Below are 26900 nucleotides of genomic sequence, written 5' to 3' on the forward strand. Positions count from 1 at the left end.
TTTTTTCTTTAGGACAGGAAGACCCGAACCCATCCATGGTGTAAGCTCATCCGTTCTTCGGAATCGACTTTTTGCGAGCCCTATGCCGTCGCTCTTCAAACGCTCCCAGCTGCCCAAGTTGCGCAGCTTTGCACTGACCGCCGACGCGGTGACCATCCTTGATGGCGCTGCTCAATTCCGCCGTTGCCTGCTGGAGAAAATCGCCCAGGCCACCCAGCGCATCTACATCGTCGCCCTGTACCTGCAACAGGACGAGGCCGGCCAGGAAATCCTCGATGCCCTGCATGCCGCCAAAGCGGCGCGTCCGGAACTGGACGTGGTCGTGGTGGTGGACTGGCTACGGGCCCAGCGCGGGCTGATCGGCGCCAAGAAGCAGCCGGGCAACTCGGCGTGGTACCAGGAGCAGACCCGCACCCATGCCAGCGAAGTGCCGATCTACGGCGTGCCGGTGCAGACCCGCGAGCTGTTCGGCGTGCTGCATTTGAAAGGTTTCGTGATCGATGACTGCGTGCTGTACAGCGGCGCCAGCCTGAACAACGTGTACCTGCACAAGTTCGACAAATACCGCTACGACCGCTATCACCTGTTGCAGAACGCGGCATTGGCCGACTCGATGCACCATCTGGTGCAGCATGGCTTGGTCACTTCCCGGGCCGTGCACCGCCTCGACCTGCCGAACCTGCCCAGCACCCGCAGTTTGCGCAAGGACATCGGTGACCTGCGTAGTCGCTTGAAGTACGCGACCTATGACACCAGCGCCGGCAGCCTCGACAAAAGCGGCCTGTCAGTGAGCCCATTGCTGGGCGTGGGCAAGAACAACCCCTTGAGCCGGGTGATTGGTGAACTGATCGCCAGCAGCCGCCAGCAACTGACCATCTGCACCCCGTATTTCAACCTGCCCCTGGCCGTGACCCGGGAGCTGAACCGTGCCCTGGCCCGCGGGGTCAAGATCGACATCATCGTCGGCGACAAGACCGCCAACGATTTCTACATTCCGCCAAGCGAGCCGTTCAAGATCATCGCGGCGCTGCCGTACCTCTACGAAATCAGCCTGCGACGCTTCGCCAAACGGCATCAGCGGGCGATCGACAGCGGTCAACTGAACCTGCACTTGTGGCGCGACGGCGACAACACCTATCACCTCAAGGGTATGTGGGTCGACGAGCGCTACACCTTGCTGACCGGCAACAACCTCAACCCGCGGGCCTTTCGCCTGGACCTGGAAAACGCACTGCTGCTGGACGACCCCAAGGGCGAGCTGCTTGCGCCGCGCCAGGCCGAACTCGAGCAGATCTACCGCCACACCCAGCGGATAGAGCGTTACCTGGACCTGGAAACCCTGCCGGATTATCCCGAGGCCGTGGCCCGGTTCCTGAAACGGGTCAGCCGGGTGCGGATCGAACGGCTGCTCTACCGGATCCTGTGAACACCCGCGCCATGTCGGAAAAAGACACCATCTCCATCCAACTGGTGCGTGAGGCGTTGCTGCAAAGCTGCGCCCCCGGAGCCGCTACCGATGAGGTCCTAAGCAAGGTCGGCATAGCCCCGGCGCTGCTCGACGATGCCCAGGCACGGGTCCCGGCCCATGCCTATGCGCGGCTCTGGCGTTTACTGGCCCGGCGCCTGGATGACGAGTTTTTCGGCATGGACCCGCGCAAGCTCAAGTCCGGTAGCCTGGCGTTTCTCTGCCAGTGCGCCATGGCCCAGCCCACGCTGGCGAGCGGCCTGACGGCGGGGCTGGGGTTTCTGTCGTTGATGCTCGAACACTTGCCGGCCCAGTGGGTGCGCCAACAAAGCCTGGCGGAGATCGTGCTGCTGGAAGATGACCAGGCGCCGCGCCGGGCCTTTACCTATTTCACCTACTGGATGATCGTTCATGGCGTCGCCTGTTGGCTGGCCGGCCGGCGAATTCCCATCCTATCCGTCGAACTGCGCTGCCCGGCGCCGGATTTCTGCGACGACTACCGGGTGATGTTCTCCCAGAACCTGCGCTTTGACCGGCCCCGCACGCGGATGATTTTCGCTGCCGAATGCCTCGACCTGCCCATCCGGCGTAACGCTGATGAGCTCAAGCGCTTCCTGGCCCAGGCCCCAGCCAACATCCTGGTCAAGTACCGCAACCCACAAAGCCTGGCCAGCCGCATCCGCCACGACCTGCGGCAACTGCCCGCCGACCAGTGGCCGGAAACCGAGGCCCTGGCCCAGCAGTTGTGCGTGTCCGCCTCGACCCTGCGCCGACGCCTGGCAGAAGAGGGCCAGACCTACCAAGGGCTCAAGGACAGCGTGCGCAAGGACCTGGCGATCACCTGGCTGGCCGAGCCCTCCATCAGCTTCGTCGAAATCGCCTCGCGCCTGGGCTTTGCCGATGCCAGCTCCTTCTACAAGGCGTTTCGCAAGTGGTCCGGGTCCAACCCGGGGCACTATCGCAGCCTGATTCTCAACGACATCAACTGACCTGTTGCCGGGCAGCGCCAGATCCTGGGGGAGCGGGCTTGCTCGCGAAGAGGCCGGCAAATCCAACATCCCTGTGACTGACACACCGCTTTCGCGAGCAAGCCCGCACACAGGGGCTTTCGCTTGGCGCACACTGGCACGCTCATAAAACCGTCATTTTTCTTTGATACAAGCCTGTGCAGGTGCCGGAAAAGCCGGGCCATCCATCAGGGTAATGTATGCAAGTGACCGTTTTGGGCAGCGTATGAGCGTTCTGGTCACCGGCGCTGCGGGGTTTATCGGGTTTCATACCGCCAGGCGGTTGTGCCGCGAGGGCCATCAGGTCATCGGCATCGACAACCTCAACGACTACTACAGCGTCGAGCTGAAACAGGCACGACTGACGCAGTTGGCCGAATGCCACAACTTCCGCTTCCAGCAGCTGGACGTCGCCGACAAACAGGCATTGCTGGATTTGTTTGCACAATACGCATTCGAGCGCGTCGTCCACCTGGCGGCCCAGGCCGGTGTTCGCTACTCCATCGATAATCCCGACCTGTATGCGCAAAGCAACCTGGTGGGGTTCCTCAACGTGTTGGAGGCCTGCCGTGCCCATCGGCCGGCGCACCTGGTTTTTGCCTCGAGCAGCTCAGTGTATGGCTTGAACGATCGCCTGCCGTATGCCACGCACGACCCGGTGGATCAGCCGGTGTCCTTTTATGCCGCGACCAAGCGCGCCAATGAGCTGATGGCCCACGCTTACTCGCATCTCTACGGTATTCCCACCACCGGCCTGCGGTTTTTTACCGTGTATGGACCTTGGGGACGACCCGACATGGCGCCCTTCAAGTTCACCGACGCCATCCTCAACGGTCGTGCGATAGACCTCTACAACGACGGCGCGATGTCCCGGGACTTCACCTACATTGACGACATCGTCGAGGCCGTGGTGCGGCTGCTACCGCTGCCGCCTGCCAGCGATGCCGGGGTTTGCCACAAGATTTACAACATCGGATTTGGCGGGCCAGTGAAGCTTTTGCGGTTTGTCGAGTGCCTTGAAGAGGCACTGGGTATTCGTGCGCTGAAGCGATTCTTGCCCCTGCAACCGGGCGACGTGGTCGACACATGGGCGGACACCCGCGAACTGGAAGAACACATAGGGTTTCGTCCCCAGGTCGCTCTGCCCGTAGGCGTGCAGTCGTTTGTCGATTGGTACCGCGCGTATTACCGCATTTAACCCCCTAGCTGTTACTGGAGCGTCATGCACGAAAGCCCTTATGTGTCGGTCCTGATCCCGGCAAAAAACGAAGCCGGCAACCTTATTCCGCTATTGGAAGAAGTGCGAGCCGCGCTGGTGAACGAGGCCTTTGAAGTCATCGTCGTCGACGATGGCAGCACCGATGCCACCGCCGCTGAATTGCATGCGCTGCAAGGCAAGGGCTATCGCCAGTTGCGGGTGCTCAGCCATGCCCGTTCCCTCGGGCAAAGCACCTCGATCTACCACGCCGCTGAAGTGGCACGCGGGCATTGGTTGGCCACCCTGGACGGCGATGGCCAGAACGACCCGGCCGACTTGCCGAAGATGCTCGATCTGGTGCGCGGTTCGGAGGGAACGCCCGCAGGCGTGAAGCTGGTGGCGGGGCACCGCGTCAACCGCCGGGACACAGCCAGCAAACGTTGGGCTTCGCGGTTCGCCAACACACTGCGCGCCAGTCTGCTCAAGGACCAGACGCCCGATACCGGCTGCGGCATCAAATTGATCGAACGCGAGGCATTCCTGCGCCTGCCGTACTTCGACCACATGCACCGCTTTATTCCGGCGCTGATCCGCCGTCACCACGGCCGGATGCTGGTGCACCCGGTCAATCATCGTGAGCGCGGGGCCGGGGTATCCAACTACGGCAACCTGGACCGGGCACTGGTGGGGATCGTCGACCTGTTCGGAGTGTGGTGGCTGATAAGGCGCACCCGCCTGGACATCAATGCACAAGAAACCGAGGTGTGACATGGGCAGAGAGACGCTGTGGCTGGCGGTTGGTTTCGGCGGGCAATTGGCCTTCACCGGGCGGTTTGCCCTGCAATGGCTGTACAGCGAGTACAAGAAGCGCAGCATGATTCCGGTGGGTTTCTGGTACCTGAGCATCATTGGCAGCGCGCTGTTGTTGGCCTATGCCATTTACCGCGAAGACCCGGTGTTCATTGTCGGCCAGTCCTTCGGTTTCATCGTGTACCTGCGCAATTTGCAGTTGATCGCCAAGCATCACGGGCAGGAAAACCGCGAATTGGCCGAGAAGGGCTGAGGCGGTGCGGATACGCTTATCCTCCTCGCGGCGCGAGCTCCTGGCCCTGGTGGTATTGGCCTTGGTCATGGTGGGCGCCGGGCTGGGTTGGCGCCAACCGATGAACGTCGATGAAGAGCGCTTCCTCGGCGTTGCCCTGGAGATGCTGCAGAACGGTTCATGGTTCGTTCCTCATCGCGCCGGGGAAATCTACGCCGATAAACCGCCGCTGTTCATGTGGGCGGTGGCGCTGTTCGTGCAACTGACCCACCTGCCGAAAGTCGCCCTGTATTTACCGGCGCTGTTGGCCGGCGCCGTTACCACCGCGTGCCTGTATGACCTCGGCCGGCGCTTGTGGGGGCGACGCGTGGGGGTGATCGCCGCGCTGTTGTTTCTCGCCACCTACCAGACCTACAGCATCCTGCGCACCGGGCAGATCGATGGTTTCCTTGCGCTCTGGACGATTCTGGGGATCTATGGCTTGTGCCGGCATTTGCTGCTCGGCCCGGCCTGGCGTTGGTATTACGTGGCCTGCGCGGCGATGGGGCTGGGGATCATCAGCAAGGGCGTGGGTTTTCTGCCGGTGTTGATGCTGATTCCCTATGCTTATGGGCTGCGTCGGGGGTGGAAAGGGCTGGTGGCGATGCCGGGCAGGGCGGGGGCCTGGTGGCTGGGGTTGGCCGTGGCGTTGGCGACTATCGCGCTGTGGCTCGGGCCTTTGTTGTGGATTGTCTGGCAGGGCAGCCCCGATAGCGTGGCGTACGCCCAGGAAATCCTGCTAAAGCAGACGGCGGGGCGTTATGCCAATGCTTGGGAGCACCGCGAACCTTTCTGGTATTTCCTCGTCCAGGTGATTCCGAAGTATTGGCTGCCGATCTTTTTCATGCTGCCATGGCTGGTGCCGGCCTGGCGCAAGCAGTTGCTCAAGCACGACGGTCGCGTGCTGGTGCTATTGGGGTGGGTGGTGCTGGTACTGCTGTTCTTCAGTCTGAGCAGTGGCAAGCGCAAGCTGTATATCTTTCCCGCGTTGCCGGCCTTGATCCTGCTGGTGGCGCCGCTTGTGCCGTGGATGCTGCGGCGCTGGTTCAGTCGGCGGCCGCGGGGCAGGGCGGTATTTGCGGCCTTGACGGTAGTGTGGCTGTGCGCCTGGTTTGTGCGTGGTTTTCTTGAGCCCTACAAAGAACGCGCCAATCCACATGAAGCCCTGATGCGCGACGTGGCGGGGCTGACATCGAATGCCGAGTTGGTGCTGGTGGGATGGCGTGAGGGGCATTGGTTGTTTGCCCGGCAGCCCATCGTGCACTTCGGTTTTCACGACCGCGAATCCTTGGACCGATCCGCCACCTGGCTGCGCAGCCACCCACAGGCCTTCGCCCTGGTGCCCGGGCGGGATCTGGCCCGTTGCTACGACCCGCAAAAGGCGCGCCGGGTCGGCAATACCTCGCGGGCCGAGTGGTTCCTGGTGGGGGCGGATGCGGATAACCAGCGTTGCCAATCCCCGACGCCGGAGAAGGTGTATTCATTTGCCTGGCAGCAACCCTTGTAGCGTCTGACCCACCGCTATCGCGAGCAGGCTCGCTCCCACATTGGGGCTTGGGCGCTCCCGGGATCGAGGCCCATCACAAATCCCCTGTGGGAGCGAGCCTGCTCGCGATGACTGCCCGACAGTCGATCATGATGTGACTGAACCACTGCTATCGCGAGCAGGCCATTACAGACGACACATCCGCCAAACCATGGCCAAACCAGTCAAGCAACTTGATGGCTTTGACCATTGCCGCCAACGCCCTTCGGCGCGAGTATTTACCTGCTCTTCACGGTTCCCCCACCCAATAAAAAGTACAGAGGGATTCTGGTCATGCGCGATTATTCGTCCGCCACGTCGCAGTTCGATTACCTGCACACCGTCAACGCCGCATTGCACGGCTCGCTCGAGGCGCTCAATGCCTGCGTCGAGTGTTGCGACCGGCATGCGTTGCCGGGGCGCGTCGCCTTGTTCTGGGAGGGCCGTGACGGCAGCGAGGCCACCTGGACTTACCGTGACCTGCAGGACAACGCCGCGCGCTTCGCCAATTTCCTACGTGCCCAAGGTGTCGGCAAGGGCGACAAAGTGGCCGGCCTGCTGCCGCGCACCGCTGAACTGCTGATCGTGGTCCTCGCCACCTGGCGTATCGGGGCGGTGTATCAACCGCTGTTCACCGCGTTCGGGCCCAAGGCCATCGAGCATCGCCTCGGCAGCTCGGGGGCACGCATGGTCGTCACCGATGCGGTCAACCGTCCCAAGCTCCAGGAAATCGCCGGTTGCCCCACCGTCGTCACGGTCGGCGGCGAAAAGGGCCAGGGCATCGTGCGCGGCGACTACAGTTTCTGGGCCGAAGTGGCGAACCATTCCAACCAATGCGAACCGCTGATGCTTAGCGGTGAAGACCCGTTCCTGCTGATGTTCACCTCTGGCACCACGGGGCCTGCCAAGGCGCTGTCGGTGCCGCTCAAGGCCATCGTGGCGTTCCAGAGCTACATGCGTGACGCGGTGGACCTGCGCCCTGAAGACGCTTTCTGGAACGTCGCCGACCCGGGTTGGGCCTACGGCATCTATTTTGGCGTGACCGGACCGCTGGCCATGGGGCATCCGATCACCTTCTACGATGGCCCGTTCACCCTCGAAAGCACCTGCCGGATCATCAACAAATACGGCATCACCAACCTGACCGGCTCGCCCACGGCCTATCGCTTGTTGATCGCCGGCGGCGAGCAGTTCGCCCGCTCGATCAAGGGCAAGCTGCGCATCGTCAGCAGCGCCGGCGAGCCGTTGAACCCGGAGGTGATCCGTTGGTTCGCCGACAACCTGAACGTGGTGATCCACGACCATTACGGCCAGACCGAACTGGGCATGGTGCTGTGCAATCACCATGGGCTGGAACATGCCGTTCACCTGGGCGCCGCCGGTTTCGCCTCGCCGGGACATCGGATCGTGGTGCTGGATGAAAACCAGCGCGAACTGGGCGTAAGCCAGCCGGGTATTCTCGCGGTGGACCGCAGCCAGTCGCCCATGTGCTGGTTCGCCGGTTACGAAGGCGGACCGACCAAGGCCTTCGTCGGTGACTACTACCTGAGTGGTGACACCGTGGAGCTGAACCCGGACGGCAGCATCAGTTTCGTCGGCCGCAGCGACGACGTGATTACCACCTCCGGTTACCGGGTCGGTCCGTTCGATGTGGAAAGCGCGCTGATCGAACACCCGGCCGTGGTGGAAGCGGCGGTAATCGGCAAGCCGGACCCGGAGCGTACCGAGTTGGTGAAGGCCTTTGTGGTGCTCGGCGCCCAATACCGTGCCTCACCGGAGCTGGCCGAGGAGCTGCGCCTGCACGTGCGCCAGCGCCTGGCGGCCCATGCCTATCCCCGTGAAATCGAATTTGTCAGCGACTTGCCGAAAACCCCAAGCGGCAAGTTGCAGCGCTTTATCTTGCGCAACCAGGAGATCGCCAAGGTCCAAGAGACCGCGGCGCAGAACGTTTCAGCTTGAATCCAAGGAAACCATGATGCAGATCGACAACAAGATTTTCCTCGTCAGCGGCGGTGCTTCCGGCCTCGGCGCGGCCACCGGTGAAATGCTGGTCAAGGCCGGTGCCAAGGTCATGCTGGTGGACCTCAACGGCGACGCCGTAGCCGCCCAGGCGCAAAAATTGGGTTGCCAGAGCGTGGTGGCCGATATCAGCAACGAAGCGGCGGCTGAAGCGGCGGTCAAGGCCACCGTCGATGCGTTCGGTGGTTTGAATGGCTTGGTGAATTGCGCCGGTATCGTGCGCGGCGAAAAGATCCTCGGCAAGAACGGCCCCCACGCACTGGCCAGCTTCAGCCAGGTGATCAATGTCAACCTGATCGGCAGCTTCAACCTGCTGCGCCTGGCCGCTGCGGCCATTGCCGAAACCGACGCCAACGCGGACGGCGAGCGCGGGGTGATTATCAACACCGCTTCGGTGGCGGCCTTCGACGGTCAGATCGGCCAGGCGGCTTACGCGGCCTCCAAAGGCGCCATTGCCAGCCTGACGTTGCCGGCCGCCCGTGAGTTGGCGCGCTTCGGTATCCGGGTAATGACCATTGCGCCGGGGATTTTCGAAACCCCGATGATGGCCGGCATGACCCCGGAAGTGCGCGATTCCCTGGCCGCCGGCGTGCCGTTTCCGCCGCGCCTGGGCAAGCCTTCCGAGTACGCGGCGCTGGTCCGGCATATCATTGAGAACAGCATGCTCAACGGCGAGGTGATCCGTCTCGACGGCGCCTTGCGCATGGCAGCCAAATAAGTCAGGAGGATTCATGATGTCCAACGATCCTATTGTTATCGTCAGCGCCGTCCGCACCCCCATGGGCGGTTTCCAGGGCGAACTGAAAAGCCTCACCGCGCCACAACTGGGTTCGGCCGCGATCAAGGCCGCCGTGGAACGTGCCGGTATTGCGCCGGACGCGGTTGAAGAAGTGTTGTTCGGTTGCGTGCTCGCCGCCGGCCAAGGCCAGGCACCGGCGCGTCAGGCGGCGCTGGGCGCCGGGCTCGACAAGTCGACCCGCTGCACCACGCTCAACAAGATGTGCGGTTCGGGCATGGAAGCGGCGATTCTTGCCCATGACATGCTCATCGCCGGCAGCGCCGAGGTGGTGGTGGCCGGTGGCATGGAGAGCATGTCCAACGCACCGTACCTGCTGGATCGTGCCCGCAGCGGTTACCGTATGGGCCATGGCCGGGTGCTTGACCACATGTTCCTCGACGGCCTGGAAGACGCCTACGACAAAGGTCGGTTGATGGGCACCTTCGCCGAAGATTGCGCCGAGGCCAACGGTTTCAGCCGTGAGGCCCAGGATGCCTTCGCCATTGCCTCCACCACCCGCGCCCAGCAGGCGATCAAGGACGGCAGTTTCGACGCCGAGATCGTGCCATTGCAGGTCATGGTCGGCAAGGAACAAGTGACCATTCGCCACGACGAGCAGCCACCGAAAGCGCGGATCGACAAGATCGCCTCGCTCAAACCGGCGTTCCGCGAGGGCGGCACGGTGACGGCGGCCAACGCCAGTTCCATTTCCGACGGCGCCGCTGCCCTGGTGCTGATGCGCCAGAGCCAGGCAGCCGAGCGTGGTCTCAAGCCTTTGGCGGTGATCCACGGCCACGCGGCGTTCGCCGATACCCCGAGCCTGTTTCCCACGGCGCCGATCGGCGCCGTGAAGAAACTGATGCAAAAGACCGGTTGGTCGCTGGATCAAGTCGATCTGTTTGAGGTCAACGAAGCCTTCGCCGTAGTGGGGCTGGTGACCATGGACAAGCTGGAAATCGCCCATGACAAGGTCAACGTCCACGGCGGTGCCTGTGCGTTGGGTCACCCGATTGGCGCGTCTGGCGCGAGGATCCTGGTGACATTGTTGGCGGCCCTGCGCCAGAAAGGCCTGAAGCGCGGCGTCGCGGCGATCTGCATCGGCGGCGGCGAAGCCACGGCCATGGCCGTCGAATGCCTGTATTAAGGAATCACCATGCTCCCGACTGAAGAACAGACCCAAATCCGTGACATGGCCCGGCAGTTCGCCGAGGAGCGGCTGAAACCGTTCGCCGCCGAATGGGACCGCGAGCACCGTTTCCCCCGGGAAGCCATCGCTGAAATGGCCGAACTGGGCTTTTTCGGCATGTTGGTGCCGGAGCAGTGGGGTGGCTGTGACACCGGTTACCTGGCCTATGCCATGACCCTGGAGGAAGTCGCCACCGGCGACGGCGCGTGCTCGACCATCATGAGCGTGCACAACTCGGTGGGCTGCGTGCCGATCCTCAAGTTCGGCACCGATGAGCAGAAGGCGAAATTCCTCACGCCCCTGGCCAGCGGCGCGATGCTGGGCGCTTTCGCCCTGACCGAGCCCCAGGCCGGGTCGGACGCCAGTAGCCTCAAGACACGGGCGCGGCTGGAGGGCGATCATTACGTGCTCAATGGCTGCAAGCAGTTCATCACCTCCGGGCAGAACGCCGGGGTGGTGATTGTGTTTGCGGTGACCGATCCGAGCGCCGGCAAGCGGGGCATCAGTGCCTTCATCGTGCCGACCGATTCGCCGGGCTACAGCGTGGCGCGAGTGGAAGATAAACTCGGCCAGCACGCGTCCGACACCTGCCAGATTCTGTTCGAGGATGTGAAGGTGCCGGTGGGTAATCGCCTGGGCGAGGAGGGCGAGGGCTACAAGATCGCCCTGGCCAACCTGGAAGGCGGCCGGGTGGGCATCGCGGCCCAGGCGGTGGGCATGGCCCGCGCCGCGTTCGAAGCGGCCCGGGACTATGCGCGGGAACGCTCCAGTTTTGGCAAGCCGATCATCGAGCATCAGGCCGTGGCGTTCCGCCTGGCGGACATGGCCACCCAGATCGCCGTGGCCCGGCAAATGGTGCATTACGCCGCCGCCCTGCGGGACAGCGGCCAGCCGGCGTTGATGGAGGCGTCCATGGCCAAGCTGTTCGCCTCGGAAATGGCTGAAAAAGTCTGCTCGATGGCGTTGCAAACCCTCGGCGGTTACGGTTACCTCAACGATTTCCCGCTGGAGCGTATCTACCGCGACGTACGGGTCTGCCAGATCTACGAAGGCACCAGCGACATTCAGCGCATGGTCATTTCGCGCAATCTTTGAACAGGAGTCCTGCATGAGCTACGAAACGATTTTATTGGAGATCAAGGACCGCGTCGGCCTGATCACCCTCAACCGTCCCCAGGCGTTGAACGCCTTGAACGCGCAGATCGTCAGCGAGCTGAACCAGGCGCTGGACAGCCTGGAGGCGGATCCGAAGATTGGCTGCATCGTGCTAACCGGCTCGAAAAAAGCCTTTGCCGCCGGGGCCGACATCAAGGAAATGGCTGAGCTGACCTACCCGCAAATCTACCTGGACGACCTGTTCAGCGACAGCGACCGGGTGGCCAACCGCCGCAAGCCGATCATCGCCGCGGTGAACGGTTTTGCCTTGGGCGGTGGCTGCGAGCTGGCGCTGATGTGTGACTTCATTCTGGCCGGCGACAACGCCAAGTTCGGGCAGCCGGAAATCAATCTCGGCGTGCTGCCGGGCATGGGCGGCACCCAGCGCCTGACGCGTGCGGTGGGCAAGGCCAAGGCCATGGAAATGTGCCTGACCGGGCGTTTCATCGACGCGGTGGAAGCCGAGCGGTGCGGCATCGTCGCGCGGATCGTACCGGCCGATGAACTGCTGGACGATGCGCTGAAAACTGCCGCGTTGATCGCCTCCAAGTCGGTGCCTATCAGCATGATGGTCAAGGAAAGCGTCAACCGTGCTTTTGAAGTCAGCCTGTCCGAAGGCGTACGCTTCGAGCGCCGGGTCTTCCACGCGGCGTTCGCGACGCAGGACCAGAAGGAAGGCATGGCGGCGTTCGTGGCCAAGCGTGCGGCGGAGTTTCAGGACAAGTAAGGCGGCGGTACATTCAGCATTGTTGTGACTGATGTACCGCTATCGCGAGCAGGCTCGCTCCCACAATGGATCGGTGGTGTACGCAGTATTTGTGTACGCCACAACTCTCTGTGGGAGCGAGCCTGCTCGCGATTGGGCTAGAACATTCAGCCTCTTAGTGACAGATACACCGCTATCGCGGGCAAGCCTTGCTCCTACAGGATCCAGGACCTGACACAGCATTCTGTGTGCAGCGCAGGTTCAGTGGGAGCAAGGCTTGCCCGCGATGCTGTTACAGCCATTACACCAGGTAGTGCTTGAGCTCCCGGGCGATGACCATCCGCTGTATCTCGCTCGACCCTTCGTAGATCTGGGTAATCCGCGCATCGCGGTAGTAGCGTTCTACCGGATAATCCTCGAGATACCCATACCCACCATGAATCTGTATGGCCGAGGAGCAGACCTTTTCGGCCATTTCCGAGGCGAACAGCTTGGCCTGGGAGGCTTCTGACAGGCACGGTTTGCCGGCGCTGCGCAGGCGGGCGGCGTGGAGGATGAGCAGGCGGGTGGCGTTGATGCGGGTGTGCATGTCGGCCAGCAGGTTGGCGATGCTTTGGTGTTCGATGATCGGCTTGTCGAACTGCACGCGATCACGCGCATAAGCCAGCGCCGCTTCGAACGCTGCGCGGGCGATGCCCAGGGCTTGCGCCGCGATGCCGATGCGGCCGCCTTCCAGGTTGGACAGGGCAATGGCCAAACCCTTGCCACGCGCGCCCAGCAGATTGGCCTCGGGGATCGTGCAATTGTTCAAGGTAACCGCGCAGGTGTCCGAGGCGCGAATGCCCATCTTATGTTCAGTGCGATCGACGATGAACCCCGGCGTATCGGTAGGCACCAGGAATGCCGAAATGCCTTTCTTGCCCAGCTCCGGGTCGGTCAAGGCAAACACGATGGCCAGTTTCGCCCGTTTACCATTGCTGACGAACTGCTTGGCGCCGTTGATCACCCACTGGCCATCGCGCAGTTCGGCGCGAGTACGCAGGTTGTGGGCTTCGGAACCGGCCTGGGGCTCGGTCAGGCAGAAGCAGCCAATGGCCTGGCCACTGGCGAGCTCCGCCAGCCACGTCTGCTTCTGTTCATCGGTGCCGAAATTCAGCACCGGCCCGCAACCCACCGAGTTGTGGATGCTCATCAGCGCCCCGGTGGCACCATCACCCGCAGAGATTTCTTCCACCGCCAGGGCATAGGCCACGTAGTCGACATAAGTGCCGCCCCATTCTTCCGGCACCACCATCCCCAACAGGCCCAGTTCGCCCATCTTCGCCACCAGGCCGTCGTCGATCCAGCCGGCCTTTTCCCAAGCCTGGGCATGGGGAGCGATTTCACCACGGGCGAAGTCCCGGGCCATGTCGCGGATCATCACTTGTTCTTCGGTCAGTTCGAGGTCGTGCATGGCTCAGTTCCCGTGGTCGTCGAAGCCGTCGAAGAAACTCGCCACATGGCCGGCGTCCAGCGCCTCCAGGGTCGGCGGGTTCCAGCGCGGGTTCTTGTCTTTGTCGATCAGCAAGGCGCGCACGCCTTCGATCAGGTCTCCGCGTTCGAACCATTGCCGGTCCAGGTGCAGCTCCAGGGCAAAACAGTCTTCCAGGCTCAAATGCCGGCCGCGCCGCAGCATTTGCAAGGTCACGGCCATGGCCAGGGGCGAGCGGCTGTCCAGCAGGTCGGCGGTCTTCACCGCCCATTCATGGCTGTTGGCGACGGTGACCTGGCGCAACTGCTCGACCATGCTCGGTACGTCGGGCAGGGCGAAGAAATGGTCGATGGCTGGGCGCAAGTCGGCTAGGGGCGGGGCAGGGAGCTGTTGCTGGCCGAGTTTGGCCAGCAGGCTTTGCAGATCCTTGAGCGGCGTGTCGTGCCATTCCAACCGATCGAGGCGTTCGTCCAGTTGCTTGAGCTTGTGGCTGTCGAGGTACCAGTCGGCGAGCCCGCAATACAACGCGTCGGCGGCGCGGATCTGTACACCGCTGACCCCCAGGTAAATCCCCAGCTCACCGGGAATGCGCGGCAGGAAATAACTGCCGCCCACGTCCGGGAAATAACCGATGGCGACTTCCGGCATGCCCAGGCGACTGCGTTCGGTCACGACCCGCAGATCGGCGCCTTGCACCAGGCCCATGCCGCCGCCCAGCACGAAGCCGTCCATCAAGGCGAGGATCGGCTTGCGGTAGTGGTGGATCGTCAGGTCGAGGGCGTATTCCTCGACGAAGAAATCTTCATGCAGGGTATCGCCTTGTTTGTGACTGTCATACAACGAGCGGATATCACCGCCGGCGCAGAACGCCTTGTCGCCGGCGCCACGCAGTACCACAGCGCGGATCTGTGGGTCGAGTGCCCACGTATCGAGTTGTTGTTGCAAGCTGCGCACCATGCCCAGGGTCAGGGCATTGAGGCCGGCGGGGCGGTTCAGGGTCAAGTGGCCAACGTGATTGCGAACGTCGACCAGCACCTCATGGGCCACGGCTTCGATGGTTTCCGCAGCTTGGGATGAAACCTGAGCTGTCATCGCTAACTCCCTGCTTTTATTGTTTTTTATGAATTGTGTCGCGCGTACCCGTTCAGGATCGTACCAGTGCAAATTTGCCTTGCACAACCGGGATACGTGCAGGTCCTGTCTGCATATTTATAGCAGCCACAGGCTCAACCGCGACTTGAAAGGACCTCCGTGATGCTGCGGCGCTTGGCATTTCGCTCGCTGACGTGGATGAGTTGCTCCAAGTCTTGAGGGGTGATGTCGAAGAATGCCTCCATTTCTGCCAACGCCAATTTCAGGTCTTCGGCGGTGATGGCTTGGCGGTCGACGGGAGGGTGGTCCGCTGGTATGACGGGCACCGGTTCGCTGGCGCGCTTGGGATAGCGCACCCGCGTCAGGTTGTTGTAGGCCAGCGCAAAGGCGAGCAACCCGGAGCCGGCCAGCATGGCAGCGCCGACTGCCTGCCAGTCCAGGGCAATGATGGACGGATCCGCCAGCACCAACGTCGCCGCCAGGGCCCCGGCCGGCGGATGCAGGCAACGCAGCCAGCACATCAGCACCAGCGCCATGCCGGCCGCCAGGCAGGCGCTGCCCAGCGTACGTCCCAAGACATGGGCCACCAGCAGCGCCACGACCGACGCACACAGGTAGCCGCCGACAATCGACCAAGGCTGGGCAAGGGCGCCCGACGACACGGCAAACAACAGCACGGCCGAGGCGCCGAGGGGACCGATCAGGTGTTGCGCCACCTCAAGGCCAAAGACCTGGCCACATAACCAGACACTGAACATTGTGCCCAACGCCATGCCAATGGCGGCGCGGCTCCATTCGGTGGGACGGGTATTGATAGCGGCGGGAATCCAGCGAGAAAGCATTAAGCGAAAATCCAAAAAACGAACAAAAAAAGGGGCTTACGGGGAGGTCCCAGAAAGCCCTTTAAGTGTTCCAACAGTTGGGGGAGGAACGCTGCACAGTGTGCCGATCACGCCCCTCGCTTACAAATTCATATTAATGCTGCTTGAGTGCATTAATTTTGAGGTAAAGGTTTGGCTCAAGCACTTCTTGAGGCGGGAAACCAGTTCTGCTGGGCAATGGGCAAGCTGCGGGATTGCCCACGACCCATCGGGAAATAGGTGAAGCCTTTGTCGGCCATGCGCTCCGGGTCGAACAGGTTGCGACCGTCGAAAATCACCGGGGCCTTGAGTCGCTGCCGGAGCAGGTCGAAGTCCGGCGCCTTGAAGGGTTGCCATTCGGTGCAGATGACCAGCGCGTCGGCCCCCGGCAGCACCGACTCCGGCGTGCCCATCAACATGAGTCGGGTCTCGTCGGGGTAGAGCAGTTGCGTCTGCTGCATCGCCTCCGGGTCAAACGCACGGACGCTAGCCCCCGCGGCCCAGAGCGATTCCAGCAAGGTGCGGCTCGGTGCATCGCGCATGTCGTCGGTGTTGGGCTTGAAGGCCAGGCCCCACAGCGCGAAAGTCTTGCCGCGCAGGTCGCCCTGGTAGAACGCGTTGATCCGCTCGAACAGTTTGTGTTTCTGCCGCCCGTTGATGGCTTCCACCGCTTGCAGCAGGTCGCTGGAGCAGTGGGCCTGCTCGGCGGTGTGGATCAGGGCGCGCATGTCCTTGGGAAAGCACGAGCCGCCGTAGCCGCATCCCGGGTAGATGAAGTGGTAGCCGATGCGCGAGTCGGCGCCGATGCCCAGGCGCACGGACTCGATGTCGGCCCCCAGGTGTTCGGCCAGTTCGGCGATCTGGTTGATGAAGCTGATCTTGGTCGCCAGCATGCCGTTGGCGGCGTATTTGGTCAGTTCGGCGCTGCGCAGGTCCATGAACAGGACCCGGTCGTGGTTGCGGTTGAACGGTGCGTACAGGTCGCGCATGGTTTCGCGCACTTCATCGCGCTCGCAGCCGATCACGATGCGGTCCGGACGACGGCAATCGGCGACCGCCGAGCCTTCCTTGAGAAATTCCGGGTTTGAGACGATATCGAACTGCAGCAAGCGACTGGCCTTGAGCAGGCATTTGTCGATGTGCGCCCGCAGAACGTCGCCGGTGCCCACCGGCACGGTGGATTTCTCCACTACGATGAGCGGTTGCTCGCGGTAGCGGGCGACGGCCTCGCCAACGGCCAGGACCTGGCTCAGATCTGCGCTGCCATCGTCCCGGGACGGTGTGCCCACCGCGATAAACAGTACCTGGCCATGTTGCACGGCAAGCTGTTCGTCGCAAGTGAAGTGCAAGCGCCCGGCCTCCAGACCTTCACGCACCAGCGCGGCCAGGCCGGGCTCGAAAATGCTCACCTGACCTTGCCGAAGGCTGTCGACCTTGCGCTCGTCGATGTCCATGCACACCACGTCATGGCCCACCTCGGCCAATACGGCGGCTTGCACCAAACCTACGTAACCACTTCCGAATACACTGATCTTCATGGCGGATTCCCTGGATCATTCCGAGCGAGCGACATGCACAACCAGCGTTCGCCGCAGTGCGCTTGGCTCAGAATAAGTCGGGGATATTGCAGTTCACTTACAGCCCGCTGAAGTCTTGCGCCGTCAATCGGTACGCGGCGGGCAGTTGCGCGACAAACTCGCCAACCACTTCCCGGGTCAGGCTGACGATGTCTTCCACTCGCTCCATGCCGGCACCGGTTCGCCAACTGGCGACGATGTCCATGACCGAGGGCAGTGGCACGCCATTCACCAACGTCAAGGTGCCTTGGGCCAGTTCACCGACCACCAGCGCCGCGGGCATGGCACCGATGCCAAAGCCGTCGCGAACCAGGCGGGTGATGGCCGATGCCGAGTTCACACAGTTGATGCGTGGCGAGACGACGTTGGCCGAGTGCAGCAGGTTGAGGATGTCCTGGTGGGGCCGTGAGTTGCGCGAAAACGTCACGATGCGTTCCTGGGACAAATCTTCCAGCGACTCATAGGACCGGTCGTAAACGGAGCCGGTGCGTACCACCCAGTGCATCGGATAACGGGTCAGCAATGCATTGCGCACGCTGTCCAGGCGCAGGATGTCGGTCTGAAAAATGATGTCCTGGTAGCCTTTTTCCAGTTGCGAACACAGATTGCTCGCGGTGTCGGCCGACAGTTCGATTTCCAGGGCCGGGTAGCATTCCATCAGGCGTGTGACCAAGGGGCTGAGCCACGTATGGATCACCGTATCCATTGCACCGATGCGGATCCGGCCGCGCACCTGGCGCGGGTCCTTGATCACGGCTTTCATGCTTTGCATGGTGTCCATGATGCGCTCGGCGTATTCCAGCACGCGCTGGCCTTCGGAGGTCAGCGACACCCCTTTGGAGTCGCGCACGAACAGGCGCACGCCCAGTTCGTCCTCCAGCGCGGCGATCCGGCTGGAAATGGACGCCTGGGTGGTGAAGAGCTTTTCCGCAGTGAGGCGAAAGCTCTTCAGGCGGGCGACCCAGACGAAGGTTTCGAGAAACTTGATGTTCACTTGGGGCGGTTCCTTGGCGCAGTCATGGAAAGCATAGAAACTGTGGCGAGAGGAGGATCACCCACCCCCTGTGGGAGCAAGGCTTGCTCCCACAGGGAAGTCCCCTCCCACAGCTGCTAGGCAGGTTTCATATTCTTCACTGCTCGGAATTAGCCATATACAAGACCTCTTCTTGCAACTCATGCAGATCCGGCATGTTATCGACAGCCGCTTCCGGCAGGCACCACGGATAGTCCAGCCTCGATGCCCAGGCCATGATCCTCGGCAGATCGGTCGCCGGCAGGGTCTTCATGTGTTCAATGGTGATGGTCAATCCTTCGGCCAATCGCGACTGCGGATCGAACTGCCAGTCATACCGGCCACAACCGACCCGTGCCTCGCCGCTGTTCTTGTCCGACATCGCCACCAGCCATCTGCACTGGAACGCTTCGGCGTCTACTGGCGGCGGGGCGGCCAGGCAGAACGTGTAGACGTTTTCGAAGGACTGGCCGAAGCGGCTGACCAGCACATCGCCAATGGCGGTACGGCCTTCAACGTGTCCAGGAAACGTGATGGAGCCGGTGCGCACGACAATGTCCAGAATAGCAGTCGGCGTAAAGGCCTGGTCCAGCAGGTGCGGGCGGTTGCCGTCCTTGGCATTGATGTACTGTTGAATCGATTGCTGAGCCGTGTTCATCGCGTATCCCTTCAGATTGTCGTGCGTGGCTTACAAATCACTGTTCCACAAGTCCGTCACCAGCATGCAGCCCGGGGCGTGGGTGATGCACAACGGTGGGCGCGAGGCCTGGACCACCGATTGAGGCGTCACGCCGCAGGCCCAGAATACCGGGATCTCGTCCGCTTCCACTGGAACGGCGTCGCCGTAATCCGGTGTATCCAGGGAGCGAATGCCGATCAGTGACGGATCGCCGATGTGCACCGGGGCACCGTGAACGTTGGGCATGCGCCCGGTAATCTGGATCGCCTGAATGGCCGCGGCGGCCTTCATCGGCCGCATGGAGACCACCATCTTGCCAGACAGGCGGGCGGTGGGGCGCGTGTCGATGTTGGTCTGGAACATCGCCACATTGCGCCCCAGCTCAATGTGCCGCAAACGGACCCCGGCCTCCAGCAAGGGTTGCTCGAAGGAGAATGAGCAGCCAAGGGCGAAGGCCACCAGATCGTCCTGCCACAGGTGCTCGATGTCCACCGGCGATTCGCGCCACTCGCCGTGGCGGTAGACGCGGTATTGAGGCACCTCATGCCGGATATCGATGGCGGCGCCCAGGTTATGGAAAAATGGATCCCCTGGCTCGGTCACGTCCAGCACCGGGCAGGCCTGGCGGTTGAGGGTGCAATAGCGCAGGAATTCATTGGCCCAGTCGCCGGGCAGAATCACGATATTGGCTTGCACGCGACCTTGGCCCAGGCCGCTGGTATGGCCTTGGTATTGGCCGGCGGCGATGCTTTGGCGCAGGGCAACGGGTGAGCATTGTTGTAATTGTTCGAAGGACGTCATCACGGGTTCTCCAAGTGGTCGTTCGCTACTTTGGGAACAGCGTGGCGATGACGTCCAACAAGGAATATTGGTACCCCGCGACAACTAAAAGTTATTCGAGAGGCGCTTGGCTGTTCAGCCCGGGGGCCGCCACCATGCGCAATGGCCCGACATCGACGGCGTACTGGCTGACCACCTGGCGGCTCATCTGGACGATGTTTTCGACCAGCTCCAGGCCGACGCCCGCGCGCCAGGACGCAACGACGTCCAGTTGGGGCAGGGCGGTGCCCGGTTCGAGCTGGATCAACTCGCCACTGGCCAGGGGCTTGGCCACCAGCGCGGCCGGCAAGGCGCCGATGCCGAAGCCGTCGCGAATCAGCCGGGTCATGGCCGAGACCGAATTGACGCAACTGACCCGCGGCGCGCTCACGCCGTGGGCGTACAGCAAGTTGAGCACGTCCTGGTGCGGTCGCGAATGCTTGACGAAGGTGATGATGCGCTCGCCGGCCATTTCCATCAGCGACGCATAGGGCCGGGCATAGATCGACTGGCTGGCGGCGATCCAGTGCATGGGGTAGTGACCCAGCTCCAGGTTGCGCACGCTTTCGTGGCGGACCAGATCGGTCTGGAACACGATGTCCAGGTAGCCTTTCTGCAACTGTTCACAGAGGTTGCGCGCGGCATCGGCGGTGATTTCGATTTCCACGGCGGGGAAGGCTTGCATCAGCATCGACATCAGCGGGCTGAGCCAGGTGTGGATCACCGTATCCATCACGCCGATGCGCACCAGGCCTTGCTGCGGGCTGCTGGTGTCCAGTGACTGCTTCAACGCGCGCTGGACGTCGAGCATCTGCTCGGCGTAATCGAGCACCTTGAGGCCTTCGGGTGTCAGCGAGACCCCACGGGAATCCCGCACGAACAGGCGCAGGCCCAACTCCTCTTCCAACGAGGCGATCCGGCTCGAGATCGCCGCCTGGGTGCTGAACATCTTCTCGGCGGTGAGGCTGAAGCTTTGCAGCCGGGCAACCCAGACGAAGGTTTCGAGGAATTTGAGGTTCATGAAGGCTCTCTGGGTGCGTGTGGTTCTTACGATTGCAATTGTTACTCCAGATCGGGCCATCGGGCGCATCAAATTTTCTTATGGCCGATCCGGCTTTTTTCCCGTTTGACGCTGCGCGGACCCGACGCGAAGAATCCGCTCCACGAAGCAGGCCCACTGCGCCGGCATCCCAATGACAACAATAACGAGGCGTGCGCTCAGCCCTTGGCGGGTTCGCTCGCGCCCATAAAAAGGAGCGCGCCATGCAACACGCCACATTCCCTCGATGGACCTGGACCTCGGCGGGCACCTTGCTCGGCCTGAGCCTGATCGGCGTGCCGAACGCCCAGGCCGATTTCATCGCCGACAGCAAAGGCAGCCTGGAGGCTCGCAACTTCTACTTCAACCGCGACTTCCGCCAGCACGGCGCACGGGACAAGGCCGAGGAATGGGCCCAGGGTTTCCTGCTGCGAATGGAATCGGGATACACCGCCGGAACCGTGGGTTTCGGCCTCGATGCCTTGGGCATGGCCGGTTTCAAATTGGATTCCGGGGGCGGCACCGCTGGCACCAACCTGTTGCCAGCGGATTTGTCTGGAGGGTCGCAAGACCGCTATGGCGAACTGGGTCTGGCCGCTAAGGTGCGCGTATCCAATAGCACCTTGAAGCTCGGGACGTTGCAGATCAAGGACCCGGCGGTGAGCTCCAACGACACGCGCCTGTTACCGGGCACGTTCAAGGGCGGCTTGCTGAGCGTGCAGGAAATCGACCGCTTGAAGCTGACCGCCGGGCAACTCACGCAGATCAACTTTGTCGACTCCACCGACTATCAGGACATGACCGCCAACCGCATTGGCGGCAGCAGCGACAGGTTTCAGTTCGCCGGGGCGGACTATCAGTTCCTGCCCAACCTCACGGTGCAATACCGCTATAGCCAGTTGGAAGACATCTACCAGCAAAACTACCTGGGGTTCGTCCACACCCTGGACCTGGGCGCAGGCCAGTCATTCAAGAGTGACGTGCGTTATTCACGCAGCACCGAAGATGGAAGTTTTCGTGAGCTCGACAACCAGGCCTTTGGCGCCATGTTCACCTACAGCCTGGCGGGCCATGCGTTTGGCCTGGGCTACCAGCGCATGGGCGGCGACGATCCGTTCCCCTACATCGGCCGCAGCGATCCCTACCTGGTCAACTTCGTGCAAATCGGCGACTTCGCCAACATCGACGAGCGCTCCTGGCAAGCACGTTATGACTACAACTTTGCTGCCGTTGGCGTACCCGGGTTGACCTTCATGACCCGCTACATCACTGGCGACAACGTCCAGCGCACTGCGTCAGGCGAAGGCAAGGAATGGGAGCGCAACACGGACATTGCCTATGTGGTGCAGGACGGCACGTTGAAGGGGCTGGGCTTGAAATGGCGTAACGCGACGGTGCGCTCGAATTTTGGCAATGACTTGGATGAGAATCGGTTGATCGTCAGCTATACCGTGGCGCTTTGGTAAGAAACCCTGCGATATATTGTGGCGAGGGAGCTTGCTCCCTCGCCACAGATGTATCCCCTGGATAAATGGCATGGCACTCGCTGAATGGCGTCTTTGCCTGTATACAGGTGCGCTTCGAAAGGGATTTGCCAGGAAACAAGGAGCTGTTGCCGTGATTTACCTGATACGCCATGCCACGCCGTTGATCGATTACAAACCCTGCAATGCCCGTTCGGCCAAGCTTCGGCTGGATGAATACAACCAGACCTCATCCATCGATGAGGCTGAAATTGCAGCCTTCCTGAGCCAGCCGGACGTGTCCCAACTGCTCCTGGCGAGCGAGGCCAGCATCATGTCCTCGCCCGTCAACAGAGCCTACGCGACGGCATGCAGGTTGTTCGACATGGGGCGTATCCAACAGGATGCTCGATTACGTGAGTTTGACCTGCGGCTAAGCAGCATTCCCGTCCTGAAGATGGGTTTGAGGCATTGGTTCGCGTTGCACAGGATTCTGTGGTTGCTGGGAATTTCACTGGGAGCTGTCAGCCGAAAAGCCGAACACCAGCGGGCGCTCGGTGTTGCCGATGAGCTTTACGCAAACGAGGCTGGGAAGACCACGATCATCGTCTCCCACGGCATGTTCCTCAGAACCGTTCGCAAAACCCTGCAAAAGCGCGGCATGCAGGCGCGGCTGGTTTATCGCTCGGGGTGCTTCACCGTCGAGTCGCTAACGCCATGAGGCGGATCGCTCGGCCAGCAGCAGTAACGACTGCGGCACCGGGCTTTGTGGGTGTTGCGGCTCCTGCAGGCTGACCAGTCGGAAACCCGCCATGTCCAGGGCATTGAGCCAACTGGACAAGGTGCGGAAATACCACGGCATGGGTTGCCATTGGCCCTTGAATCCGTCGAAGGTTTCTTCTCGCCAGCCGTCCTGATAATCGCCTGCCGCCACGGCCCACGGATGCAGAGTCTGGACCACCAGCGCGCCGGCTGGGCTGAGCAGGGCGTTCATCGCAGCGAGCAATGGGATGATGTCCTGGTGCAACAGGGCAAAGTTGGCGCAGATCAGGTCGTAGCCGCTGCCGACGTCCAGCTTCGCCTCCGCCAGCGCTTCATAGCTGGCCAGATGTACCGACGAGGCACCCGCCGCCCGGGCCGCATCGACCAGCGTCGCGTCGCCATCCACCCCGACTGCTTCGATGCCCCGTTCAGCCAGCGCCCGCAACAGCCAGCCTTCGCCACAGCCCAGATCCAGGACGCGTTCGGGCTGACGGCTCTGTATTGCCAGCAGCATGGCCTGGTCAGTAACCGTTTGGCGACTTTCGATGGCGCCCGTGCGGATGGCTTCGATCCAGGCCCGGGCGTTGTGGTGCCAGCTTTGGAGGAGGGTGGTTTCCGAGGACGACATCGATCCAGCTCCGCAATGGATGGGCTAAGCATAGGCCAATCGCTGACGCAGGAAAGTCGCCGGTCAAAGCGGTCGATCAAGGAACAACAGGCGTGCCGCCAGCGCGGCCATGACCCCGGCGAAACCATACGTGCCCAGGCGTCTAGAAATCCCACCGTTCGCCAGTTTCGCTCTGAGCTGCGCGGCGCAAACACCCAGCAGCGTATGAAAGACCAGTGCGATCAGTGCCAGCAGCGCACCCAGGAAGATCAATTGCAGGCTCACGCTGCCGGCCTTGACGTCAACGAACTGGGGCAGGAACACCATGAAGAACAGCAGCGCCTTGGGATTCAAGAGGCTGTTGAGGGCGCCTCGGCAGAAGATTTTCCACAGCGAAGCCGCTTGCAGTTGGCTGTCCTGAGTCGCGGCCGGCGTTCTCAGTGCCTGCCAGGCCAGCCACAGCAAATAACCGGCCCCGGCCAGGCGAAGCACGTCGAACGCCGGCGCCCAGCTCATTACCAACGCACCAATGCCCGCGCTGACCATTATCGTCATCAGCAGATCAGAAAAGGAGATGCCGAGGGCGGCCGCGACGCCAGCACGCCAGCCGTGGGCCAACGCATGGCTGGTGACGAAGGCCATGTTGGGCCCAGGAACGATCAGCAACAGCACGACAGCAATGACAAACAGGTAGAGATTGGCGGTGTCCGGCATGGGGATCGCTCCGGTGGGATGAGCCACGACGGTAAGCGAAGGGCGAGGAGGGCGTCAGCTACAGTCCGGGCCTATCTGATAGCAACAGTCGTCCGGACATGTAAGCATCCCGGGGCCGTTACCGCAGCGCCTAAAGCTACGCCACCGTCGGCTTTACGACGCTGAGAATCAGGGACGCGAATGCGCCAATGACCTTGTCCTCGTCGTGTCGCCCCCGCACCAACGCGCCGGACAGGGCTTCTCCCGCGCCGATGAGGCCAATGCAGCATCGCTCAAGTTCGTCAGCCGACCACGTTGTGTGAGGCTCGAGCACGGTCATGAACATCTGCACACAGTTGTCCAGAAGCTCTTGGAACACCGCCGCCTTTTCTTCGCTGCCTGCCAGGGCTGCGCCCACTGCATGGAATTCGTCGGTGTTATCGGCCGCGCAATGAATGTAGGCGCTGGCCAGGACGAGGGCCGTTTCCTCCAGGCTCCGCGCAGTGTTGGACATGGCGTCACGAAAAGCGGTGACCCGCTCGGTATCGATCCACTTGTAAAGCTCGATCAACAGACCCGAGCGAGTGCCGAAATGATCGTAGACAACCGGTTTGGACACGCCGGCGCGAGCAGCCAAATGCCCCAAGGTCAACCGATCGGCATCTTCCTCGCGCACGATCAATAGCGCGGTATCCAGCAATTGTCGCCGCCGTTCGGCTTTCGCAAGCCGGCGGGGAGGGGCGCCGAGAGGGCTATGCTCAGTGTTTTTCTGCACGTTTTCGTTCCTGGCCGATAAAAACCTACCAATGGTAGGTTTAAGTGCGTGATGGTGTGCTAGCTTACCTACTGAAAGTAGGTTTAAACCAGAGACAAGGAGAACACACCATGTCACTTGATCCTATCTTGCTAATGGGCGGTTCCGGCGCTATTGGCCATCACACCGCCCGGGCGCTACGAGCCGCCCATCCCGACGTACCCCTGCTGATTGGTGGCCGCGACCTTGCCAAGGCTCAGCGGGCCGCAGAGCACATTGGCGGGGCAGAGGGCGTGGTGATCGACGCCGCCGCAGACGACCTCGGTCTCGGCGATCACCCGGTCAGCGCCGTCGTGGTCTTTTACATGGACCATGCCCTTGCCGGATTACGTTTTGCGCAAAAGCGCGGCGTGCCGCACCTCAGCATTTCCTCCGGTGTCTTCGAGATCGCGCCGGAAATCGCAACGTACATGCACACGCCTGATGCCTCACCCATTGTCCTCGGTTACGAATGGATGGCCGGCGCGACGACCGTGTCGACGCTGAGCATTGCCCGAGCCTTCAGCCGAGTCCAGGACATCCGTATCAACGCCCTGGTCGATGAGCAGGATACTGGCGGTCCGACCGTCGCCACCGACTTTGAACATTTGAACAAAATGCTGCCCGCCGCGCTGACACGGCGCGACGGTGTGTTCGTCTGGCGCGAAGGAGAGGATTCCAAGGCCGGATTCCACGCGGTGGATGGTACGAAGATCGAGGCCACCGGCTTCTCGTCCATTGATGTCGTTGGCCTGGCGGCTGCGACGGGCGCGCCGAATGTCCAGTTCAACCTGGCCACCGCAGTGAGCTCAACCCGACGCCAGGGCAGGCCGATGTCCACCGAGATCATCATCGAACTCATTGGCGAAGACCGTCAGGGCGAGCCGCTGCAGACACGTCATGCGCTCATCCATCCGGCAGGCGCGGCCCCCTTGACCGGCCTCAGCGTCGCGATGATCGTTGAACGACTGATCGGGTTGGACGGCCAGCCACCGACTCCACCAGGGCTGTATTTTCCTTATCAATTGCTGGATGCCACTGCGTATCTGGAGCGTCTGAAGCAGGAGGGTGGCGAATTGCGCAAGCTATAGGGGCCTCGCTGCAGGCCCTTTCAGGACTGCAGCGATGGCATGGTCAATATCACTCTGTCGGTGGTTTGTAGCCCGCAAGCATGTTCAATATCTCATCATGCGAGCCGCTCGCCTCAGCAAACCGCAAGGGTTTTGCGCGCTCGACGATAAGCTCTTGTGGGGTTGGAGAGATCTCGAACAGCTCGAAGATTTCATTCAAGAACTCATCCAAAGGCATGGCGTGTTCGTCATTTTCCTGCCCAAGCAGCGTGGTGCGCACACCTGGCGGTGCAAGCTCGATCACCTCGACGGGCGAGGCTTCCAGTTGCACGCGAAGACTTTGAGTGAACGAATGAACGGCCGCCTTGGTTGCGCTGTAGGTCGGTGTCGCAGGTAGCGGGACGAATGCCAAAGCTGAACTGACGTTGATGATTGTCGCACTGGGCTGCTTGATCAGTTGGGGGATGAATGCGTACACCATGCGAATCGTGCCGAGCAGGTTCGTTGTCACGATATTTTCGGCGATGCTCAGGTCTTGCGCAGCGGTTAGATCCTCCCAGTGCATGATGCCGGCGTTGTTGATGAGAACGTTCAGATTCGGGTGACTGATCGCCAGCGTTTCGCAAGTGCGCTGGATGGATTGCGGATCAGAGACGTCCAGTAATACCGATTCAATACCTGGATGTTCTGACACGATCTTGTCGAGCAGTGCCTTGCGACGTCCCGCGATGATGACGGTGTTACCCGCCTTGTGCAGCTTGAGCGCCAAGCCAAGGCCTATGCCTGAGGTGCTGCCGGTGACCAGGATCGTGTTGCCCGTGCTGTTCATAGTAAACTCCGGTA

The 26900-nt window shown here is 61.9% G+C and carries 26 protein-coding genes; 14 read left to right on the forward strand and 12 right to left on the reverse strand.

What is annotated here, in order from left to right; genetic code table 11:
* Positions 1 to 82 precede the first annotated feature (82 nt).
* The 11 genes from pssA (at position 83) to J3361_RS17385 (ending at position 12141) form a co-directional block, all read left to right on the forward strand.
* The gene (gene pssA, locus J3361_RS17335; protein WP_207965598.1) at positions 83 to 1426 is read left to right on the forward strand and encodes a CDP-diacylglycerol--serine O-phosphatidyltransferase; all 1344 of its coding nucleotides are present in this window, start codon (positions 83 to 85) and stop codon (positions 1424 to 1426) included.
* Between the two features lie 11 nt (positions 1427 to 1437).
* A complete protein-coding gene (locus J3361_RS17340) occupies positions 1438 to 2454 on the forward strand; it encodes an AraC family transcriptional regulator (RefSeq protein WP_207965599.1) in 1017 nt (338 codons plus the stop codon).
* 244 nt (positions 2455 to 2698) lie between these two features.
* Complete coding sequence (locus tag J3361_RS17345) at positions 2699 to 3670, forward strand: NAD-dependent epimerase (RefSeq protein WP_207965600.1); 972 nt, start codon at positions 2699 to 2701, stop codon at positions 3668 to 3670.
* 24 nt (positions 3671 to 3694) lie between these two features.
* On the forward strand, positions 3695 to 4438 hold the full coding sequence (locus tag J3361_RS17350) for a glycosyltransferase family 2 protein (RefSeq protein ID WP_207965601.1): 744 nt from the start codon (positions 3695 to 3697) through the stop codon (positions 4436 to 4438).
* 1 nt (position 4439) lies between these two features.
* Complete coding sequence (locus J3361_RS17355) at positions 4440 to 4733, forward strand: lipid-A-disaccharide synthase N-terminal domain-containing protein (protein WP_207965602.1); 294 nt, start codon at positions 4440 to 4442, stop codon at positions 4731 to 4733.
* Positions 4734 to 4800: 67 nt separating this feature from the next.
* A complete protein-coding gene (locus J3361_RS17360) occupies positions 4801 to 6258 on the forward strand; it encodes a glycosyltransferase family 39 protein (protein ID WP_243458914.1) in 1458 nt (485 codons plus the stop codon).
* 312 nt (positions 6259 to 6570) lie between these two features.
* Positions 6571 to 8235 (forward strand): AMP-binding protein, encoded by a 1665-nt coding sequence (locus J3361_RS17365; protein WP_207965603.1) that lies wholly within the window; start codon positions 6571 to 6573, stop codon positions 8233 to 8235.
* Positions 8236 to 8251: 16 nt separating this feature from the next.
* Positions 8252 to 9013, forward strand: coding sequence for an SDR family NAD(P)-dependent oxidoreductase (locus tag J3361_RS17370; protein ID WP_207965604.1), 762 nt, complete (start codon positions 8252 to 8254; stop codon positions 9011 to 9013).
* A 13-nt stretch (positions 9014 to 9026) separates the two neighbouring features.
* Positions 9027 to 10217 carry an acetyl-CoA C-acyltransferase gene (locus tag J3361_RS17375; RefSeq protein WP_207965605.1) on the forward strand — a complete coding sequence of 397 codons (1191 nt, stop codon included), beginning with the start codon at positions 9027 to 9029 and terminating at the stop codon, positions 10215 to 10217.
* 9 nt (positions 10218 to 10226) lie between these two features.
* Positions 10227 to 11354, forward strand: a complete 1128-nt coding sequence (locus tag J3361_RS17380) for an acyl-CoA dehydrogenase (protein WP_207965606.1) — start codon at positions 10227 to 10229, stop codon at positions 11352 to 11354.
* Positions 11355 to 11367: 13 nt separating this feature from the next.
* The gene (locus tag J3361_RS17385; protein ID WP_024617255.1) at positions 11368 to 12141 is read left to right on the forward strand and encodes an enoyl-CoA hydratase; all 774 of its coding nucleotides are present in this window, start codon (positions 11368 to 11370) and stop codon (positions 12139 to 12141) included.
* A gap of 280 nt (positions 12142 to 12421) precedes the next feature.
* On the opposite strand, the gene J3361_RS17390 is transcribed toward J3361_RS17385, so the two are convergent.
* The 8 genes from J3361_RS17390 to J3361_RS17425 form a co-directional block, all read right to left on the reverse strand.
* The gene (locus J3361_RS17390) at positions 12422 to 13573 is read right to left on the reverse strand and encodes an acyl-CoA dehydrogenase family protein (RefSeq protein ID WP_207965607.1); all 1152 of its coding nucleotides are present in this window, start codon (positions 13571 to 13573) and stop codon (positions 12422 to 12424) included.
* Between the two features lie 3 nt (positions 13574 to 13576).
* Complete coding sequence (locus tag J3361_RS17395) at positions 13577 to 14683, reverse strand: enoyl-CoA hydratase/isomerase family protein (protein ID WP_207965608.1); 1107 nt, start codon at positions 14681 to 14683, stop codon at positions 13577 to 13579.
* A 134-nt stretch (positions 14684 to 14817) separates the two neighbouring features.
* Positions 14818 to 15525 (reverse strand): HPP family protein, encoded by a 708-nt coding sequence (locus J3361_RS17400; RefSeq protein ID WP_207965609.1) that lies wholly within the window; start codon positions 15523 to 15525, stop codon positions 14818 to 14820.
* A gap of 176 nt (positions 15526 to 15701) precedes the next feature.
* On the reverse strand, positions 15702 to 17081 hold the full coding sequence (locus J3361_RS17405; RefSeq protein ID WP_207965610.1) for a UDP-glucose/GDP-mannose dehydrogenase family protein: 1380 nt from the start codon (positions 17079 to 17081) through the stop codon (positions 15702 to 15704).
* A 97-nt stretch (positions 17082 to 17178) separates the two neighbouring features.
* The gene (locus tag J3361_RS17410; RefSeq protein ID WP_207965611.1) at positions 17179 to 18114 is read right to left on the reverse strand and encodes a LysR family transcriptional regulator; all 936 of its coding nucleotides are present in this window, start codon (positions 18112 to 18114) and stop codon (positions 17179 to 17181) included.
* A gap of 136 nt (positions 18115 to 18250) precedes the next feature.
* Positions 18251 to 18790: a hypothetical protein gene (locus J3361_RS17415; protein WP_207965612.1), complete on the reverse strand. Its 540-nt coding sequence runs from the start codon at positions 18788 to 18790 to the stop codon at positions 18251 to 18253.
* A gap of 30 nt (positions 18791 to 18820) precedes the next feature.
* On the reverse strand, positions 18821 to 19612 hold the full coding sequence (locus J3361_RS17420; protein WP_207965613.1) for a putative hydro-lyase: 792 nt from the start codon (positions 19610 to 19612) through the stop codon (positions 18821 to 18823).
* Positions 19613 to 19703: 91 nt separating this feature from the next.
* Positions 19704 to 20651 (reverse strand): LysR family transcriptional regulator, encoded by a 948-nt coding sequence (locus tag J3361_RS17425; RefSeq protein WP_207965614.1) that lies wholly within the window; start codon positions 20649 to 20651, stop codon positions 19704 to 19706.
* 242 nt (positions 20652 to 20893) lie between these two features.
* Here J3361_RS17425 and J3361_RS17430 point away from each other — a divergent pair, with 242 nt between their 5' ends.
* Positions 20894 to 22135: an OprD family porin gene (locus J3361_RS17430; protein ID WP_207965615.1), complete on the forward strand. Its 1242-nt coding sequence runs from the start codon at positions 20894 to 20896 to the stop codon at positions 22133 to 22135.
* A gap of 70 nt (positions 22136 to 22205) precedes the next feature.
* Entirely contained in the window at positions 22206 to 22853 is a 648-nt protein-coding gene (locus J3361_RS17435; RefSeq protein ID WP_207965616.1) for a histidine phosphatase family protein, read from the forward strand.
* Here the strand turns inward: J3361_RS17435 and J3361_RS17440 are convergent.
* From J3361_RS17440 to J3361_RS17450, 3 genes are all read right to left on the reverse strand, one after another.
* Complete coding sequence (locus J3361_RS17440) at positions 22842 to 23522, reverse strand: class I SAM-dependent methyltransferase (RefSeq protein ID WP_207965617.1); 681 nt, start codon at positions 23520 to 23522, stop codon at positions 22842 to 22844. The two genes, J3361_RS17435 and J3361_RS17440, sit on opposite strands and share 12 nt — an antisense overlap.
* A gap of 63 nt (positions 23523 to 23585) precedes the next feature.
* On the reverse strand, positions 23586 to 24215 hold the full coding sequence (locus J3361_RS17445) for a LysE family translocator (protein ID WP_207965618.1): 630 nt from the start codon (positions 24213 to 24215) through the stop codon (positions 23586 to 23588).
* A gap of 136 nt (positions 24216 to 24351) precedes the next feature.
* Positions 24352 to 24969, reverse strand: coding sequence for a TetR/AcrR family transcriptional regulator (locus J3361_RS17450; RefSeq protein WP_207965619.1), 618 nt, complete (start codon positions 24967 to 24969; stop codon positions 24352 to 24354).
* 110 nt (positions 24970 to 25079) lie between these two features.
* Between J3361_RS17450 and J3361_RS17455 the strand changes: the two genes are divergently transcribed.
* A complete protein-coding gene (locus tag J3361_RS17455; protein ID WP_207965620.1) occupies positions 25080 to 26078 on the forward strand; it encodes an NAD(P)-dependent oxidoreductase in 999 nt (332 codons plus the stop codon).
* A gap of 49 nt (positions 26079 to 26127) precedes the next feature.
* Here the strand turns inward: J3361_RS17455 and J3361_RS17460 are convergent, their stop codons facing one another.
* Positions 26128 to 26886, reverse strand: a complete 759-nt coding sequence (locus J3361_RS17460) for an SDR family NAD(P)-dependent oxidoreductase (RefSeq protein ID WP_207965621.1) — start codon at positions 26884 to 26886, stop codon at positions 26128 to 26130.
* Positions 26887 to 26900 lie beyond the last annotated feature (14 nt).

This window comes from Pseudomonas sp. OA65, assembly GCF_017498305.1.
Taxonomy (GTDB): domain Bacteria; phylum Pseudomonadota; class Gammaproteobacteria; order Pseudomonadales; family Pseudomonadaceae; genus Aquipseudomonas; species Aquipseudomonas zanjanensis.

Excerpts from the sequence above, each read along its gene's own strand:
- pssA (WP_207965598.1), top strand. The coding sequence starts at position 83 with ATGCCGTCGCTCTTCAAACGCTCCCAGCTGCCCAAGTTGCGCAGCTTT.
- J3361_RS17340 (WP_207965599.1), top strand. The coding sequence starts at position 1,438 with ATGTCGGAAAAAGACACCATCTCCATCCAACTGGTGCGTGAGGCGTTG.
- J3361_RS17345 (WP_207965600.1), top strand. The coding sequence starts at position 2,699 with ATGAGCGTTCTGGTCACCGGCGCTGCGGGGTTTATCGGGTTTCATACC.
- J3361_RS17350 (WP_207965601.1), top strand. The coding sequence starts at position 3,695 with ATGCACGAAAGCCCTTATGTGTCGGTCCTGATCCCGGCAAAAAACGAA.
- J3361_RS17355 (WP_207965602.1), top strand. The coding sequence starts at position 4,440 with ATGGGCAGAGAGACGCTGTGGCTGGCGGTTGGTTTCGGCGGGCAATTG.
- J3361_RS17360 (WP_243458914.1), top strand. The coding sequence starts at position 4,801 with ATGGTGGGCGCCGGGCTGGGTTGGCGCCAACCGATGAACGTCGATGAA.
- J3361_RS17365 (WP_207965603.1), top strand. The coding sequence starts at position 6,571 with ATGCGCGATTATTCGTCCGCCACGTCGCAGTTCGATTACCTGCACACC.
- J3361_RS17370 (WP_207965604.1), top strand. The coding sequence starts at position 8,252 with ATGCAGATCGACAACAAGATTTTCCTCGTCAGCGGCGGTGCTTCCGGC.
- J3361_RS17375 (WP_207965605.1), top strand. The coding sequence starts at position 9,027 with ATGATGTCCAACGATCCTATTGTTATCGTCAGCGCCGTCCGCACCCCC.
- J3361_RS17380 (WP_207965606.1), top strand. The coding sequence starts at position 10,227 with ATGCTCCCGACTGAAGAACAGACCCAAATCCGTGACATGGCCCGGCAG.
- J3361_RS17385 (WP_024617255.1), top strand. The coding sequence starts at position 11,368 with ATGAGCTACGAAACGATTTTATTGGAGATCAAGGACCGCGTCGGCCTG.
- J3361_RS17390 (WP_207965607.1), bottom strand. The coding sequence starts at position 13,573 with ATGCACGACCTCGAACTGACCGAAGAACAAGTGATGATCCGCGACATG.
- J3361_RS17395 (WP_207965608.1), bottom strand. The coding sequence starts at position 14,683 with ATGACAGCTCAGGTTTCATCCCAAGCTGCGGAAACCATCGAAGCCGTG.
- J3361_RS17400 (WP_207965609.1), bottom strand. The coding sequence starts at position 15,525 with ATGCTTTCTCGCTGGATTCCCGCCGCTATCAATACCCGTCCCACCGAA.
- J3361_RS17405 (WP_207965610.1), bottom strand. The coding sequence starts at position 17,081 with ATGAAGATCAGTGTATTCGGAAGTGGTTACGTAGGTTTGGTGCAAGCC.
- J3361_RS17415 (WP_207965612.1), bottom strand. The coding sequence starts at position 18,790 with ATGAACACGGCTCAGCAATCGATTCAACAGTACATCAATGCCAAGGAC.
- J3361_RS17420 (WP_207965613.1), bottom strand. The coding sequence starts at position 19,612 with ATGACGTCCTTCGAACAATTACAACAATGCTCACCCGTTGCCCTGCGC.
- J3361_RS17425 (WP_207965614.1), bottom strand. The coding sequence starts at position 20,651 with ATGAACCTCAAATTCCTCGAAACCTTCGTCTGGGTTGCCCGGCTGCAA.
- J3361_RS17430 (WP_207965615.1), top strand. The coding sequence starts at position 20,894 with ATGCAACACGCCACATTCCCTCGATGGACCTGGACCTCGGCGGGCACC.
- J3361_RS17435 (WP_207965616.1), top strand. The coding sequence starts at position 22,206 with ATGGCACTCGCTGAATGGCGTCTTTGCCTGTATACAGGTGCGCTTCGA.
- J3361_RS17440 (WP_207965617.1), bottom strand. The coding sequence starts at position 23,522 with ATGTCGTCCTCGGAAACCACCCTCCTCCAAAGCTGGCACCACAACGCC.
- J3361_RS17445 (WP_207965618.1), bottom strand. The coding sequence starts at position 24,215 with ATGCCGGACACCGCCAATCTCTACCTGTTTGTCATTGCTGTCGTGCTG.
- J3361_RS17455 (WP_207965620.1), top strand. The coding sequence starts at position 25,080 with ATGTCACTTGATCCTATCTTGCTAATGGGCGGTTCCGGCGCTATTGGC.
- J3361_RS17460 (WP_207965621.1), bottom strand. The coding sequence starts at position 26,886 with ATGAACAGCACGGGCAACACGATCCTGGTCACCGGCAGCACCTCAGGC.